This window comes from Burkholderia sp. Bp9012 (assembly GCF_003853825.1).
GTDB classification, from domain to species: Bacteria; Pseudomonadota; Gammaproteobacteria; order Burkholderiales; family Burkholderiaceae; genus Burkholderia; species Burkholderia diffusa.
The window spans coordinates 110,571-125,145 of record NZ_QTQA01000001.1; the positions used below are offsets into that span (position 1 = coordinate 110,571).

General features: G+C 68.9%; 13 protein-coding genes. 6 read left to right on the plus strand and 7 right to left on the minus strand.

The genetic code is table 11. The features are described 5' to 3' along the window. Positions 1 to 66 precede the first annotated feature (66 nt). Together DIE11_RS00510 and DIE11_RS00515 are read right to left on the minus strand one after the other, a co-directional pair. Positions 67 to 993 carry a LysR family transcriptional regulator gene (locus DIE11_RS00510; RefSeq protein ID WP_124620762.1) on the minus strand — a complete coding sequence of 309 codons (927 nt, stop codon included), beginning with the start codon at positions 991 to 993 and terminating at the stop codon, positions 67 to 69. A 205-nt stretch (positions 994 to 1,198) separates the two neighbouring features. After that, the gene (locus DIE11_RS00515; RefSeq protein ID WP_124620764.1) at positions 1,199 to 2,113 is read right to left on the minus strand and encodes an NAD(P)/FAD-dependent oxidoreductase; all 915 of its coding nucleotides are present in this window, start codon (positions 2,111 to 2,113) and stop codon (positions 1,199 to 1,201) included. Between the two features lie 143 nt (positions 2,114 to 2,256). On the opposite strand from DIE11_RS00515, the gene DIE11_RS00520 reads away from it, so the two are divergent. From DIE11_RS00520 to DIE11_RS00535, 4 genes are all read left to right on the plus strand, one after another. Continuing rightward, positions 2,257 to 2,697 (plus strand): Rrf2 family transcriptional regulator, encoded by a 441-nt coding sequence (locus DIE11_RS00520; protein ID WP_124620766.1) that lies wholly within the window; start codon positions 2,257 to 2,259, stop codon positions 2,695 to 2,697. Between the two features lie 269 nt (positions 2,698 to 2,966). Further along, entirely contained in the window at positions 2,967 to 3,557 is a 591-nt protein-coding gene (locus tag DIE11_RS00525; protein WP_124620768.1) for a DUF2760 domain-containing protein, read from the plus strand. Then, a complete protein-coding gene (locus DIE11_RS00530; protein WP_124620770.1) occupies positions 3,554 to 5,395 on the plus strand; it encodes an Hsp70 family protein in 1,842 nt (613 codons plus the stop codon). Before DIE11_RS00525 ends, DIE11_RS00530 begins: the two co-directional genes overlap by 4 nt. Before the next feature lie 5 nt (positions 5,396 to 5,400). Continuing rightward, positions 5,401 to 8,181, plus strand: a complete 2,781-nt coding sequence (locus DIE11_RS00535) for an Hsp70 family protein (RefSeq protein ID WP_124620772.1) — start codon at positions 5,401 to 5,403, stop codon at positions 8,179 to 8,181. A gap of 153 nt (positions 8,182 to 8,334) precedes the next feature. On the opposite strand, the gene ctlX is transcribed toward DIE11_RS00535, so the two are convergent. Both ctlX and DIE11_RS00545 read right to left on the minus strand, forming a co-directional pair. Further along, entirely contained in the window at positions 8,335 to 9,336 is a 1,002-nt protein-coding gene (ctlX, locus tag DIE11_RS00540) for a citrulline utilization hydrolase CtlX (RefSeq protein ID WP_124620774.1), read from the minus strand. 59 nt (positions 9,337 to 9,395) lie between these two features. Beyond that, the gene (locus DIE11_RS00545) at positions 9,396 to 10,475 is read right to left on the minus strand and encodes an ornithine cyclodeaminase (RefSeq protein WP_124620776.1); all 1,080 of its coding nucleotides are present in this window, start codon (positions 10,473 to 10,475) and stop codon (positions 9,396 to 9,398) included. Between the two features lie 295 nt (positions 10,476 to 10,770). Between DIE11_RS00545 and DIE11_RS00550 the strand changes: the two genes are divergently transcribed. Then, the gene (locus DIE11_RS00550; RefSeq protein ID WP_006753967.1) at positions 10,771 to 11,202 is read left to right on the plus strand and encodes an Lrp/AsnC family transcriptional regulator; all 432 of its coding nucleotides are present in this window, start codon (positions 10,771 to 10,773) and stop codon (positions 11,200 to 11,202) included. Positions 11,203 to 11,264: 62 nt separating this feature from the next. Here DIE11_RS00550 and DIE11_RS00555 read toward each other — a convergent pair whose 3' ends face one another. Further along, positions 11,265 to 12,188, minus strand: coding sequence for a LysR family transcriptional regulator (locus tag DIE11_RS00555; RefSeq protein WP_124620778.1), 924 nt, complete (start codon positions 12,186 to 12,188; stop codon positions 11,265 to 11,267). 255 nt (positions 12,189 to 12,443) lie between these two features. On the opposite strand from DIE11_RS00555, the gene DIE11_RS00560 reads away from it, so the two are divergent. Next, positions 12,444 to 13,295, plus strand: coding sequence for an SDR family oxidoreductase (locus DIE11_RS00560; RefSeq protein WP_124620780.1), 852 nt, complete (start codon positions 12,444 to 12,446; stop codon positions 13,293 to 13,295). Positions 13,296 to 13,445: 150 nt separating this feature from the next. Here the strand turns inward: DIE11_RS00560 and DIE11_RS00565 are convergent, their stop codons facing one another. Continuing rightward, positions 13,446 to 14,039: a peroxidase-related enzyme gene (locus DIE11_RS00565; RefSeq protein ID WP_124620782.1), complete on the minus strand. Its 594-nt coding sequence runs from the start codon at positions 14,037 to 14,039 to the stop codon at positions 13,446 to 13,448. Further along, on the minus strand, positions 14,036 to 14,566 hold the full coding sequence (locus DIE11_RS00570) for a CMD domain-containing protein (protein ID WP_124620784.1): 531 nt from the start codon (positions 14,564 to 14,566) through the stop codon (positions 14,036 to 14,038). The genes DIE11_RS00565 and DIE11_RS00570 overlap by 4 nt, the downstream gene beginning before the upstream one ends. Between the last annotated feature and the right edge of the window lie 9 nt (positions 14,567 to 14,575).

The following is a 14,575-nucleotide window of genomic DNA, read 5'->3' on the forward strand; positions in this document are numbered from 1 at the left end:
TGGCCAGCAGCGTGTTTAACGCGTGCCAAATCGATCATTAAGCGCGATTTAATCGCGGGAAGCCGCTCATGCCTTGCCGCGCCACGGCGGCGGATCGAAAAATCGCGTCGCGGCTTCGAGGAAGACCCGTTGTCGCGCGGAGCGGCCGGTGCGCGACGGCAGCAGCGCGGTCACTGGCGCGGGCGGCAGATGCCAGTCGGGCAGCAGCCTGACCAGCTTGCCGCTGGCCAGCAGCGGCGCGACGTCCCACTCGGAGCGTTCGACGATGCCGAGCCCGGCCAGTGCCCAGTCGGTGATGACGGTGCCGTCGTTCGACGAAAGCGCGCCCGTGACGCGAATCACCGCCGATCGCCTGGATTCGCCCTTGCCATCGCCGGCTTGCGAGAAGCGCCAGCGCGGAACGTCCTCGTCGTTTTCGCGCAGGCACAGGCAGTCGTAGCGGGCGAGATCGGACGGATGCTCCAGTTCGTTGATGCGCCGCGCGTAACCGGGGCTCGCGCACAGGAAGCGCTCGTTGGGCGCGAGCGGATAGCCGATCCACGACGACGACTTCAGGCTGCCGACATGGACGACCACGTCGGCCCCCGACGCGCTGGTCAGCGGACTCTCCGACAGGTGCAGCGAGATTTCGAGCTTCGGATGCGCGCGTTGCACGTCACGCACGATCCGCGCGACGTACTTGCGCCCGAAGCCGAACGACGCGACGACGCGCAGCGTGCCCTGCACGTCGCCGTGATCGCCGGAGATGTTGGCCGGCAGTGCCTCGACGCGCTCGAGAATCCCGACGGCTTCCTGGTACAGCCGCTGACCCTCGTCGGTCAATGCGATCCCTTTCGGCCGCCGCACGGCGAGCCGGACATTGAGTCGCGCCTCCATCCGCTGCAGGCGGATCGTGACCGCGGGCGGGGTGAGGTCGAGCAGGCGCGCGGCGGATGCCAACGAGTGCGACGCGCCGATCGCGCGCACGAGTCGAAGATCGTCGAGGTCGAGCATTTCGTATCTTTTAATGCTGATGTTGCTGAGCATTAAACACCACATCGCATGATGAATCCATCGACGCATGTTCGGATATCGACAAGCGTTTGTGAGGATCGACGTGCGGGAATGCCTGCCCGGCGAACGGGGTTGGCGTTGACCGGGCCATCGCGCAGGGAAAGCGGGATGACGCTGCGTCACCCCGCACGCCGCTTCGTTCACTTCACGCGTCGAGCCCGAAAATCAACGACCGATGCGCGCCCACGCCGGCCGCGACGCCGGATGCCGACGCGAACGTCGCATTCGTCATCAGGCTCGACGCATCGCCGGCCGCGAACACACCGGGAACGCTCGTCTGCTTCCACGTATCGACGCGAATCGCCGTGCCCAGCGGCCCGTCGTCGAACGCACAGCCGAGCTGTCGGGCGAGATCGCTCGCCATCTCCGTGCGCGCGCCGATGAACAACGCATCGATCGGCACGACTTTCCCGTCGGCGAGCCGCAGCGCGTCGATCCGCGGCGCTTCGCCGAGGATCTCGACGACCGGCGACCGTTCGATACGCACGCCTCGCGCGGCGAGCAATGCGGCTTCCTCCTCGTTCGCTTCGACTACGCGTTGCGTGAACCACGTCGTCGGTCCCCAGTCCGGAATCAGGGTCGCCTGATGCACGGAAAGCGGATGCGTTGCCAGCACGCCGAGTTGCCGGCCCGACACCTCGTAGCCATGGCAATACGGACAATGCAGCACGCTGACGCCCCAGCGTTCCGCGAGCCCCGGCAGCGCGGGCAGTTCGTCGCGGATGCCGGTCGCGAGGATCAGCCGCTCGGCGCTTGTACGGCTGCCGTCCGCCAGTGTCACGTGAAAGCGGCCGTTCGCATCGCGCTCGGCGGTGCGCGCCTCGCCGGCGATCCGCTGCACGGTCGGATAGGTCGCGAGTTGCGCGGCGGCTTCCGCGACGATCTGCGCAGGCGGCTTGCCGTCCTGCCCGAAAAATCCGTGCGCATGTTCGGCAAAACGATTACGCGGCCGCCCGGCATCGATCACGAGCACGCGGCGCCGCGCGCGTGCGAGCTGCATCGCGGCCGACAGCCCGGCAAAGCTGCCGCCGATCACGATCACTTCATGATGGCTCTGCATGTGTTCACTCCTTTCCTGAATCCGTATCAAGCGATGAACGTGCTCCGATGGCGGCCAACTCATGAAACACGAGAAGTTGCATGATAGGCCGATGGTATCATTCATGCAACTTCATAAGTTTCGAGAGTGGGAGCCAACCGTCCGTGAGAACCGATAGCCGTTTGTCGCGCATGCTGCATGCGCTGATCCACATGGACCAGGCCGACGGCCCGCTGACGTCGGAGGCGATCGCGGCGATGCTGTGCACGAATCCGGTCGTCGTGCGGCGATTGCTCGGCGGGCTGCGCGACTGCGGCTACGTGCAGTCGGAGAAAGGGCACGGCGGCGGGTGGGTGCTCAGCGTCGCGCTCGACGACATCACGCTGCTCGACGTCTATCGCGCGGTGGGCGAGCCGCCGGTATTTTCCGATCTGGTGGCCGAGGATGCACCCGAATGCCTGGTCGAACAGGCGGTCAACGCGCATCTGTCGGCCACGCTGAAGGAGGCCGAAGCGGTGCTGCTTGCGCGCTTCGGGGAGGTCACGCTCGGCATGCTGTCGCGCGATTTCGAGGCGAAGGCGGCGCGCCGCCGCAAGCCGCGCTGACGCGCCGCAACATCGCGACCGTCACCCGACCGTCACCCTATAGCCGGCAGTCCGACGCATCCGGCGCGGCGCGAAACCCGCGCGCCGCCATGTTCTGTCCCCCAACTTCTGCCCGGTTTGCCCGCCACAGGGCAAAATACGGGTTTTCCGCACCCGAGAGGGCGCGCCCGAATCATGCGCCGGGCGGCGGCAGTGCGCAATCGCACGCCGCCACCGGGCGCCCAGGCAAGATGCTCGCCGTGTCGCGAGCCCACAGGAGTCCAGACCCCATGCCCGAATCCAACCTGTCCTTCTTCGGCCGGCTGTCGCTGGCCGTCGGCACGTTCTTCTCCGTGCTCGGCAACCGCGAGTTCGCGGCCGGCGTGCTGCGCGTGCGCGACGGCGCCCCGGCACCGGTCGCCCCGGCGCCGGTTGCGCCGGCCCCCGCCGCGGCTCCGGCGCCCGCGCCCGCGAAGGCCCCGGCCCCCGAGCTGCGCGAAGCGAGCCCGCAAGCCGCGCTGCAACTGCTCGGCCTGTTGCAGCGCGATGCGCGCTTCATCGACTTCGTCGAGGAAGACATCGCCGGCTATGCGGACGCCGACATCGGCGCTGCCGCACGCCTCGTGCACGACGGCTGCCGCGCTGCGCTGCGCGAGCACTTCACGATCGTGCCGGTGCGCGATGAAGCCGAAGGCAGCCGCGTGACGCTGCCGGCCGGCTTCGACGCGACGGCTGTGCGCGTGACGGGCAACGTGGTCGGTTCCGCGCCGTTCACGGGTACGGTCAGCCATCGCGGCTGGCGCGTGGCCGACGTGCGCCTGCCGAAGCTGACGGGCAGTCACGACGCATCGGTGGTTGCACCGGCGGAGGTGGAACTGTGAGCGATCCGCGCTATTCGATCGGTATCGACCTCGGTACGACCCATTGCGCGCTGTCGTACGTCGACAGCGCCGCGAGCGACGGCGAAAAGATCACGCAGCAGGTGCTGCCGATCGTGCAGCTGACCGCGCCCGGCGCGCTGGAGTCGCGCGACCTGCTGCCGTCGTTCCTCTATCTTCCGCATGAAAGCGAGCTGACGCAGGGCGACCTGACGCTGCCGTGGACGGCCTCGCGCGGCTTCGCGGTCGGCGAAATGGCGCGCACTCGCGGCGCGGGCACGCCAATCCGCCTCGTCTCGAGCGCGAAGAGCTGGCTGTGCCACCCGGGCGTCGACCGCCGCGCGGCGATTCTGCCGAGCGATGCGCCGCCCGAGGTGTCGCGCGTGTCGCCGCTGGAAAGCTCGATCCGTTATCTGACGCACCTGCGCGAAGCGTGGGATCACACGCATCCCGACGCGCCGTTCGCCGACCAGGACGTGACGGTGACGATCCCGGCATCGTTCGACCCGGCCGCGCGCGAACTGACGGCGGAAGCCGCGCGTGCCGCCGGCTATTCGCGGATGACGCTGCTCGAGGAGCCGCAGGCGGCGCTCTACAGCTGGATCCAGAAGAGCGAAGGCGGCTGGCGCAAGCAGGTGCAGGTCGGCGACCTGATCCTGTGCGTGGACGTTGGCGGCGGCACGACCGACCTGTCGCTGATCGCGGTGGTCGAGCGCGAAGGCAACCTGGAACTGCATCGCGTGGCGGTCGGCGAGCACATCCTGCTCGGCGGCGACAACATGGACCTCGCGCTCGCGCACGTGGTCGCGCGCAAGCTCGCGCAGCAGGGCACGCAGGCCGATCCGTGGCAACTGCGTGCGCTGACCTACGCATGCCGCTCCGCGAAGGAAACGCTGCTGTCCGACCCGACGGCCGATGCGGTGCCGCTCGTCGTGCCGAGTCGCGGCTCGAAGCTGATCGGCGGCTCGATCCGCACGGAACTGACGCGCGCCGAACTCACGCAGACGATCCTCGAAGGCTTCTTCCCGCAGGTCGATGCGGCCGCGCGCCCGGTGAGCCGCGCGCGCGTCGGCCTGACGCAACTCGGCCTGCCGTATGCGCAGGACGCGGGCATCACGCGCCATCTCGCGGCGTTCCTCGGCCGCCAGGTCGCGGCGCTCGACACGCTCGAAGGCGTGCAGCGCACGCTGCCGCAAGGCGCGACGTTCCTGCATCCGACGGCCGTGCTGTTCAACGGCGGCGTGTTCAAGTCGACGCTGCTCACGCAGCGCGTGCTCGATACGCTCAACAGCTGGCTCGCCGCCGAAGGCGCGCCGCCCGCACGCCTGCTCGAAGGCGCCGATCTCGACCTCGCGGTCGCGCGCGGCGCGGCTTACTACGGTTACGTGAAGCGTGGCCGTGGCGTGCGTATTCGCGGCGGCACGGCGCGTGCGTACTACGTCGCGATCGAGTCGGCGATGCCCGCGGTGCCGGGGCTGGAGCCGCCGGTGCAGGCGCTGTGCGTCGCGCCGTTCGGGATGGAGGAAGGCTCCGACGCGGCGCTGCCGCCGCAGGAGTTCGGCCTCGTCGTCGGCGAGCCGGTGCAGTTCCGCTTCTTCGGATCGTCGGTGCGCCGCCAGGACCAGGTCGGCACGCTGCTCGATTACTGGTCGCCGGAAGAACTTCAGGAACTCGAGGAAATCCAGGCGACGCTGCCCGCCGAAGGGCGCACGGTCGGCGAGATCGTGCCCGTGAAGCTGCATGCGCGCGTGACCGAAGCCGGCACGCTCGAACTCGAGGCGATCCCGAGCGGCACGGACGAGCGCTGGAAGGTCGAGTTCGACGTGCGCGGCGCCGCCTGAGCACGATGAAGCGCTATACGGTCGGCATCGACCTCGGCACGAGCAACACGGTCGTCGCATACGTCGAGGCCGGCTCCGACGCGATCCGCGTGTTCGACGTCGAGCAACTGGTCGGCCCCGGCGCGGTGGCCGCGCAGCCGCTGCTGCCGTCGGTGCGCTATCACCCGGCGGCCGGTGAGCTCGCGGCGGACGCGTTGAGGTTGCCGTGGCAGGCGGCCGGCGCGCGCGACGCGGCCGCCCGTTCGGGTGGCGGCCGTGACGGCGCCGCTGGTGACGCGCTGCCGCCCGTGATCGGCCGCTATGCGCGCACGCTCGGCGCGCAGGTGCCGGGCCGGCTCGTGACGAGCGCGAAGAGCTGGCTGTCGCACGCATCGGTCGACCGGCTCGCCGCGATCCTGCCGTGGGGCGCGGCCGACGGCGTCGACAAGGTGTCGCCGGTCGACGCGAGCGCGAGCTATCTCGCGCATGTGCGCGACGCGTGGGATGCCCGTTTTCCCGATGCGCCGCTCGCGAAGCAGGACGTGATCCTGACGGTGCCCGCGTCGTTCGACGACGGCGCGCGCGCGTTGACGGTCGAGGCCGCGCGGCGCGCGAAGCTGCCCGCGCTGCGGCTGCTGGAAGAGCCGCAGGCCGCGTTCTACGACTGGCTGTACGGCCAGCGCGAAACGTTGCGCGACACGTTCGCCGACGCGCGGCGCGTGCTGATCTGCGACGTCGGCGGCGGCACGACCGATCTCACGCTAGTCGATGTCGCACCGGGCGACGGCGGTGAGCCGACCTTTACGCGCGTCGGCGTCGGCAATCACCTGATGCTCGGCGGCGACAACATGGACCTCGCGCTTGCGCGCCTGGTCGAAACGCGGCTGACCGAGCCCGGCACGCGGCTGTCGGCCGCGAGCCTGTCGCAGCTCGTCGAGCGCTGCCGTGCCGCGAAGGAGCGGCTGCTCGGCGACGACGCACCGGCGTCCGTCACCGTCACGCTGCTCGGCGCGGGCAGCAAGCTCGTCGGCGGCGCGCGTTCGGCCGAACTGACACGGCAGGAAGTCGAACAGATCGTCGTCGACGGTTTCTTTCCGCAGGTCGCGGCCGGCGAACTGCCGCGCCGCGCGCGGGCGGCGATCGTCGAATTCGGGTTGCCGTATGCGAGCGACCCTGCCGTCACGCGGCACGTCGCCGCGTTCCTGAACCGTCACGCGGAAGGCCCGCTGCCCGACACGCTGCTGCTCAACGGCGGCGTGTTCCGTGCGGGCGCGCTCGCCGGCCGTCTCGCGCAGACGCTCGGCGCGTGGCGCGGCGCGCCGCTCGACGTGCTGCACAACGCGCATCCGGACGTAGCCGTCGCGCGCGGCGCGGTGGCGTATGGCCTCGCGCGCGCCGGGCATGCGCCGCGCATCGGCGGCGGTTCCGCGCGCAGCTATTTCCTCGTGCTGGACGACGGTGCCGGCGACGCAGCCGCGCGCGGCGTCTGCCTGCTGCCGCGCGGAGCGGAAGAGGGCCGCGAGATCCGGCTGGAGGATCGTACCTTCGCGCTGCAGCTCGGGCAGCCGGTGCGTTTCCACCTCGTGTCGACGGTGGCCGACACCGCGTACCGTCCCGGCGATCTCGTCGCACTCGACGGCGGCGATTTCGTGCGGCTGCCGCCGATCGCGACGGTCGTCGAGCGGCAGTCGGGCAGCGATGCGCGCGAAACGCCAGTGAAGCTCACCGCGTCGCTGACCGAGGTCGGCACGCTCGAAATGCATTGCATCGCGACCGACGACGCGGCACGCCGCTGGCGGCTCGAATTCCAGTTGCGCGGCGACGCGCCGGCGCACGGCGGCGATGATGCATCCGCGCGGCATCCGCGTCTCGACCACGCGATCGAACTGATCGAGCGCTCGTTCGGCAGCAAGGCCGCGGACGTCACGCCGAAGGACACGCGCCGGTTGCGCGCGCAATTGGAACAGGTGCTCGGCCCGCGCGAAGAGTGGGACGTCGCGCTCGCGCGCGAACTGTTCGACGCGCTGCTTGCGCGGGCGCGGCGGCGCCGTCGCTCGGCCGATCACGAACGCGCGTGGCTGAACCTCGCCGGTTATTGCCTGCGCCCGGGCTTCGGCCATCCGCTCGACGCATGGCGCATCGAGCAGCTGTGGCCGCTGTTCGACGACGGCATTCAATACGTGAACGACGGGCAGGTGTGGTCCGAGTGGTGGACGCTGTGGCGGCGCGTGGCCGGCGGCCTTGACGACGATGCGCAGACGCAGGTGCGCGACGCGATCGCGTTCCTCGAACCGTCCGACGACAAGCGGCGCAAGCTGCCGTTCGATCCGGGCAAGGTCGGTCCGGCCGACATGACGCGGCTGTCCGCGTCGCTCGAACGATTGCCCGTCGAGCGGAAGGTCGAGCTGGCCGAGCGCCTGATCGCGCAATTGCAGAAGCCGGCCGAGCGTGCGCTGTGTGCGTGGGCGCTTGGGCGCATCGGCGCGCGCCGGCCGTTCTACGGTAGCGCGCACAGCGTCGTGCCTGCGGAAGTCGCCAGGGGCTGGCTCGACGCGCTGTTCGCGCTCGACTGGAAGCAGGTCGAGCCGGCCGCGTTCGCGGCCGCGCAGATTGCCCGGATGACGGGCGACCGTTCACGCGACCTGCCGGACGATACGCGCGACGCGGTGATCAAGCGTCTGTCGGCCGCGAATGCGTCGACGGCATGGATCGACATGGTGCGCGAAGCGATCGCGTTCGACGAAGCCGACACGGCGCGCGTGTTCGGCGAAACGCTGCCGGCCGGGTTGAAGCTGCTGGCCGGGTGAGTGGCGCGATGTGCTCCGGTATCGTTCGGATACCGGAGCATTTCGCGGCGTTGCCGATGCGGGCTGACGCGCGCCGATTCAATGCCATTCGAACAAAAAAACGGCTGCCGTTGCATCGCATCGGCAGCCGTTTGCGCTTTGTGAGCCTGTCGGTCAGATAGGCGGCGTCGTCTCGCGTGGCAATGCGGCCGACTCCGCGGCGATCGCATCCGGCGCCGCCGCCCGCCGCGCGAGATGAATCCCCGCGAGCATGCAGCGCACCGATCCGCCGGCCAGTTCGATCGTCGGCACGTCGAGCGGCAGCAGCCGCGCGGAGCGCTCGATCACCGCACGCTGGTCAGGTGTGAGGCAATCGAACGCGCGCCGCGACAGCGCAAGCACGCGCCCGTTGCTTCCCGACAATTCCAGCGTATTGCCCGCGAAATTCGCGATCTGCGACTGATCGAGTGCGATCACCGCACGTCCCGTTTCGGTCAGGCGTTGCGCGATCTCGACGCGGCGCCGGCCGTCGGCGATCAGGTCGAGGCCGACCATCGCGAACTCCGTCGCGACGCTCATCATCACGTTCGTGTGATAGATCGGGCGCCCGTCGGCGTCGGCCGTATCGAAGCAGATCGGCTCGAAATTGAAATGCGTGCAGAAGCGTTCGAGCGCGACCGGATCGGCACGGCGCGACCGCGCGGTATAGGCGATCCGCGCGACGTGGTCGAGCACCATCGCGCCGGTGCCTTCCAGGAACACGTCGTCGTATTCGAGACCCGAATAGTCGATCACGTCCTGCACGCGATACTCGGCCTTCAGCATCTCGACGATGTCCGCACGCCGCTCGCGGCGGCGGTTCGGGCTGTGCATCGGATACAGCGCGACGTGGCCGCCCGGATGCGTCGAGAACCAGTTGTTCGGGAACACGGAATCGGGCGTGTCGCGCTCGCCGTGGTCGTCGAACACGTGCACGCGCACGCCCGCATCGGCGAGTGTCTGCGCGGCGGCCGTGACTTCGTCGCGTGCGGCGGCGTACACCGACGACGTGTCGGTCGAGCCGCCCCCGGCCGTGCGCTGGAACGCGTTGTCGGCCGCGGTCTGCGGGTTCGGCAGGAAACGGTGCGGCCGGATCATCACGACGGCGGCCGGCGCCTGGATCGATACGAGATTCATGGAAGGCAGGAGCGAAAGGCAGGGAACCGGGCAGCGCACGGGCCGCCCGGCGTTGACGGTCAGCGCGCGAATGCGGCGACGGCTTCGGTGACGAACGCCGCGTGACCCTGCGCGATCGCGGCCGGGTCGTCGATCAGCGCGAACAGGTTCTTCGGGTCGACGGCCGGCGGAATCAGCGCGATCTCGACACCGGCGTTGTGCTGCTGCGCGAGCGCGTACAGGTAGCGCAGCGCCGAGTAGTCCTCGAGCGCGAAGCCGACCGAGTCGAACACGGTGACTTCGTCCGCGCGTTCGCGGCCGGTCGTTTCGCGTTGCAGCACGCGCCACAGTTCGGTGACGGGGAAGTCGGCCGGCATCTGCTGGATCTCGCCTTCGATGCGCGACTGCGGCTCGAATTCGACGAACACGCGGCCCGCCTGCAGCACGCCCGCTTCAAGCTCGGTCTTGCCGGGGCAATCGCCGCCGACCGCGTTCAGGTGCATGCCGGGCTCGATCATGTCGGCCGTGACGATCGTCGCGTACGCCTTGTCGGCGGTGACGGTCGTCACGATGTCGGCGCCGCGCACGGCGTCGGCGGTCGATGCGGCGCGCACGACGCGCAATTCAGGGTATGTGGCGAGGTTCTGCACGAGCTTGTCGGTCGCGAGCGGATCGACGTCGAACACGCGGATTTCTTCGATGCCGAGCAGCGTGTGGAACGCGATCGCCTGGAATTCGCTCTGCGCGCCGTTGCCGATCAGTGCCATCGTGCGCGAGTCGGGCCGTGCGAGTACCTGCGCGGCGAGCACCGACGTGGCGGCCGTGCGCAGCGCGGTCGTCAGCGTGAGTTCGGCGAGCAGCAGCGGGTAGCCGGTATCGACTTCGGCGAGCGCGCCGAATGCCATCACCGTGTGCATCCCGCGCGTCGCGTTGACGGGGTGGCCGTTCACATATTTGAACGCGAATAGCGACGCGTTCGCGACGGGCATCAGTTCGATCACGCCGTCGCGCGAGTGGCATGCGACGCGCGGCGATTTGTCGAAATCGGCCCACTGCAGGTAATCGGCGCGCAGCGTGTCGACGAGTTCGCGCAGGAACGTCGTGACGCCGGTTTTGGCGATCAGGCGGGCGGTGGCGGGAACGTCGAGGAAGCGAGTCATCGGTCTGTCTCCATTGTCTTTGCCGGTACGGGTGTCCTGGCATTCCGGTCGACCGGGCGATGCTTCGGTGCGGGCGCGGGCTTGCTGAAAAGCGGCGGCACGGCGTATTCGGCCGGTCGATGGAGTCATTATTTCCGGGAGTCGAGCCAACAAAAAGACGGCAAAAGTGGCAGATTTATCGATAGACTTGTCAAAATGCCAGCCATATCCGGCAGTTTGCCCGGTTCGCGCTGGTCGGAATGCGCAGCCTCCGGCACGCTGGCGGCCGGTTCACGCTCAACAGGAAGCCCCCTTCATGATCACGCTCGACGACGTCGACCGGCAGCTGATCGCGCTGCTGCGCGACAACGCGCGACTGCCCGTCGTCGCCCTGGCGAAGGAATTGCGCGTCGCGCGCGCGACCGTGCAGAACCGGCTGACGCGGCTGGAGAAAAACGGCGTGATCGTCGGTTATACGGTACGGCTCAAGCCGGCGGCCGAACGGCACCGGATCCGCGCGCTGATGTCGATCGCGGTGCAGGGCAATCGCGGCGCCGAGGTGGTGAAGGTGCTGCGCGGGCATCCGAATGTCGCGTCGATCCACAGCACCAACGGCCGCTGGGATCTCGTCGCCGAGCTGCATGCCGATTCGCTCGAGCATTTCGATCGCGTGCTCGGCGCGATCCGGCTGATCGACGGCATCGCGAGCACCGAGACGAGCATTCTGCTGTCGACGCACAAGGCATGACGCGGGCCGTGCGGTCGGCATGAATCGACCGCGCGTGACAGGCCGGCGCCCGTCGATTCCCGTCAGCCGAACGTGTCGACGCGCGCCCGCCAGTCGCTTCGCGAAAACGACTCCGTCAGAAACTCGACGAACGCGCGCACCTTCGGTGGCGTGAGGCGCGCGTGCGCGTAGTACACGCAGATCGTGCCGGCCGTCGCCGGATAGCGCGTGAGCACGCGCACGAGCCGGCCGTCGTCGAGATACGGCAGCACATGATGCGCGCCGAGCCGCGCGAGCCCCATGCCTGCCACGGCCGCATCGCAGATGGCATCCAGATCGGTCAGCACGACGCGTCCGTCGATCGGGACCGTCACCGTTTCGCCATTCAACGTGAACGCCCAGTCGCGCACGCGGCCCGTCGTCGCGGAGCGCAACCGGATGCAGTCGTGGCGCGACAGCTCGGCGAGCGTCGCCGGTTCTCCGTGCGTCGCCAGATACGAGGGGGATGCGACCGTCAGCAACCGGATCGGCACCAGTTCGCGTGCGACGACGTTTGCGTCGTCCTCGACGCCCGAGCCGATCGCGGCGTCGAAGCCTTCCTTCACCAGATCGACGTGGCGGTTCTCGAGGCTCCAGTCGAGCCGGAGGTCCGGAAAGCGTTCGAGAAACGCCGGCATCAGCGGCAACACGTACTGGCGCCCGAACCCCGGCGCGATGCTGATGCGCAGCGTGCCGGCGGGGCGCGCGTCGCGCTCGGTCAGGGTGGCCATCGCCTGGCTCAGCGCGTTGGCCGCCGCCGACGTTTCGGCGTACAGCCGTTCGCCGGCCTCCGTCAGCGTGAGGCTGCGCGTCGTGCGGCGGAACAGCCGCGTGCCGAGGCTGCGCTCCAGTTTCGCGACATGCTTGCTGACGGCGGCAGGCGTGACGCCCAGCCGGCTGGCCGCCGCGGAGAAACTGCCGGCTTCCACGGTCCGGAGAAAGCTTTCCAGCACACGCAGATCGTTCATGACGATTCGATCGAAATCGTTGAAATTAATTCGACACATTATGGACTATTCGGCATGAATGAGCGCGACTAGGATGAGGTCCGTCGTGTCGTGTTCCGCGGACAGCCGGCGCATCATCAGCTATCCGTGACGAACGCGAACGGGCGCGGAGCTGCTTGCGCGCCGTCACGGCGGCGATGGCGGCTTCGTATGTCGAAGCGGTCGTCGCGGCCCGGCAATGCGGCGCGAATTCCATTTGCGATCAGGAGGCACATCATGTCCCACACCATTCTCGTGACCGGCGCGACCGGGAACATCGGGCGCGAACTCGTCGCGCAACTGAAGGCGGCCGGCGCGCATGTGATCGCCAGCTCGAACAGCGGCAGGGCGGTCGAAGGCGTCGAAACGCGTCGCGCGAATCTTGCCGACGCCGCGAGCCTCGCGCATGCGTTCCAGGGCATCGACACGCTGTTCCTGCTGCTGCCGCTGCAGGCCGACATGGTGACGCTGGCCGGCAATGCGGTTGCGGCGGCCCGGGCAGCCGGCGTCACGCATATCGTCCGCTCGTCGGGCGCGGGTGCCGACGCCGCGTCGCCGGTCGCGATCGGGCGCGTGCAAGGCGAAATCGACCGGCTCGTGATGGAGTCGGGCATCTCATACACGATCACGCGGCCCAACTGCTTCATGCAGAACTTCGTGACGTACTACGCGGGCATGATTCGCGCCGGCGCACTGTATCTGCCGCAGGGCGACGGGAAGGTGTCGTTCGTCGACGTGCGCGACATCGCCGCCGTCAATGCGACGATCCTGCGGCACCCGGCCGCTCATGCCGGCCGGATCTACGAGCTGACGGGCGGCGAAGCATTGTCGAACGCCGACGTGGTCGCACGGATCGGCACGGCGCTCGGTCGCAAGGTCGAGTACGTGCCGGTGACGGACGAGGCGGCGATCGAATCCATGCGCGCCGCGGGTGCCGACGCGTGGTCGATCGATGTGCTGATGAGCCTGAACCGGATGATCGCGGCCGGCCACGCGGCGGCCGTCAGCGCCGACGTGCAGGCGCTGCTCGGGCGCGCGCCGATCGCGTTCGAGCGGTTCGTTGCGGATCACGTCGATAGCTGGCGCTGAGCGTAGGCGACGCCGCGCAGGTGCGGCGGCCTTCGCGGCGTCACGCGCGATGCACGTCGGATTCGCGCATTCGGTGTCCGCGACGCATCGCATGATCGATGCGTCGGGCGACACTCAGGCAGCGTATGCCGTCGGGGGCGCGTCGCCGAATCAGGCGTCGATTGCCGGCTCCGGAAACACCGGCTCGCCCAGCGTCAGCATCAACCGGTTCGCCCACGCGAAGATTGCGACCGCATGCGACAGGTCGAGAATGTCCTCGTGCGTCAGCCCTTCTGCTTCAAGCGCGGCGATGTCGTCTGCATCGACCGTATCGGGCCGTTCGGTCAGCGCGATCGCATAACGCACGATCGCGCGTTCGCGTGCCGTCGTGCCGGCTGTCGCCGGATCGTCGAACACCTGCTCGATCGCATCGGTGCGTTTCGCGAGCTGTGCGAAGCGCTGCGCATGCACCGACGCGCAATACACGCAGCCATTCACGCGCGACACGGCCGTGCTGGCGAGTTCGCGCTCCGCACGCGACAGCCCGCCGGGGCCGTACATGATCGCGTTGAACACGCCCGAGCGTTGCCGCAGGATGTCGGGCAGGTGGACGAGCAGCAGGTAGTAGTCGGATGTCTTCGCGTGCGGGTGGCTCGCTTCGAGCACCGCCAGCTGATCGGGTGTCGCGGCATCGAGCGATACCGTGTCGAGCCACGCGCGCCAGCCGAGCGTGGCGGACGTGAAGCCGCGGGCGGGCGTCGTCATGCGGCCTCCTTGGCGGCACGCGCCTGAAGCGCTTGCGCGGCAATCGCGACGCGCAATTGATACGCGACGAACGCAACGAGCTGCGACAGCGCGACGATCGCGGGCGTCGTGAGTCCGGCCGACTTCAGCGCGTCGAGATCGGACGGGCGCGCATCGACGGGCGCGTATGTCAAAAGCCGCGCATGAACGAGGATCGCGCGAAGGCGCGGGGCAAGCGCGTCCAACGCATCGGTGTCGGCGCGCGCGATGTCCTCGACGGTGCCGCCCGCATCGAGCAGCCGCGTGCGATACGCCGAGGCCAGTGCGTGCGCGTTCGATCGCTGCGCGACATACCGCGCCGCATGCAGTCTTTCGACCAGCGAAAGATCGGGCAACGCGGGATCGAACAGCGCGGCTTCGCTCAGCCGCGTATGGCGCAGCACCTTGTCGCGTGCGCGGCGCAGCGCGGTGACGGCATCGCCGTCGCGCAGGCCGGCCACCGCGTCGATCGTATCCGGCGCGGCGGCCGGCGTGATGGATTCAGTCATCGTTTCGGG

Bases quoted from the DNA above. Each gene is read 5' to 3' on its own strand.
- DIE11_RS00550 (WP_006753967.1), top strand. From the start codon at position 10,771: ATGATCACGCTCGACGACGTCGACCGGCAGCTGATCGCGCTGCTGCGC.
- DIE11_RS00525 (WP_124620768.1), top strand. From the start codon at position 2,967: ATGCCCGAATCCAACCTGTCCTTCTTCGGCCGGCTGTCGCTGGCCGTC.
- DIE11_RS00570 (WP_124620784.1), bottom strand. From the start codon at position 14,566: ATGACTGAATCCATCACGCCGGCCGCCGCGCCGGATACGATCGACGCG.
- DIE11_RS00565 (WP_124620782.1), bottom strand. From the start codon at position 14,039: ATGACGACGCCCGCCCGCGGCTTCACGTCCGCCACGCTCGGCTGGCGC.
- DIE11_RS00510 (WP_124620762.1), bottom strand. From the start codon at position 993: ATGCTCGACCTCGACGATCTTCGACTCGTGCGCGCGATCGGCGCGTCG.
- DIE11_RS00560 (WP_124620780.1), top strand. From the start codon at position 12,444: ATGTCCCACACCATTCTCGTGACCGGCGCGACCGGGAACATCGGGCGC.
- ctlX (WP_124620774.1), bottom strand. From the start codon at position 9,336: ATGAATCTCGTATCGATCCAGGCGCCGGCCGCCGTCGTGATGATCCGG.
- DIE11_RS00555 (WP_124620778.1), bottom strand. From the start codon at position 12,188: ATGAACGATCTGCGTGTGCTGGAAAGCTTTCTCCGGACCGTGGAAGCC.
- DIE11_RS00515 (WP_124620764.1), bottom strand. From the start codon at position 2,113: ATGCAGAGCCATCATGAAGTGATCGTGATCGGCGGCAGCTTTGCCGGG.
- DIE11_RS00545 (WP_124620776.1), bottom strand. From the start codon at position 10,475: ATGACTCGCTTCCTCGACGTTCCCGCCACCGCCCGCCTGATCGCCAAA.
- DIE11_RS00535 (WP_124620772.1), top strand. From the start codon at position 5,401: ATGAAGCGCTATACGGTCGGCATCGACCTCGGCACGAGCAACACGGTC.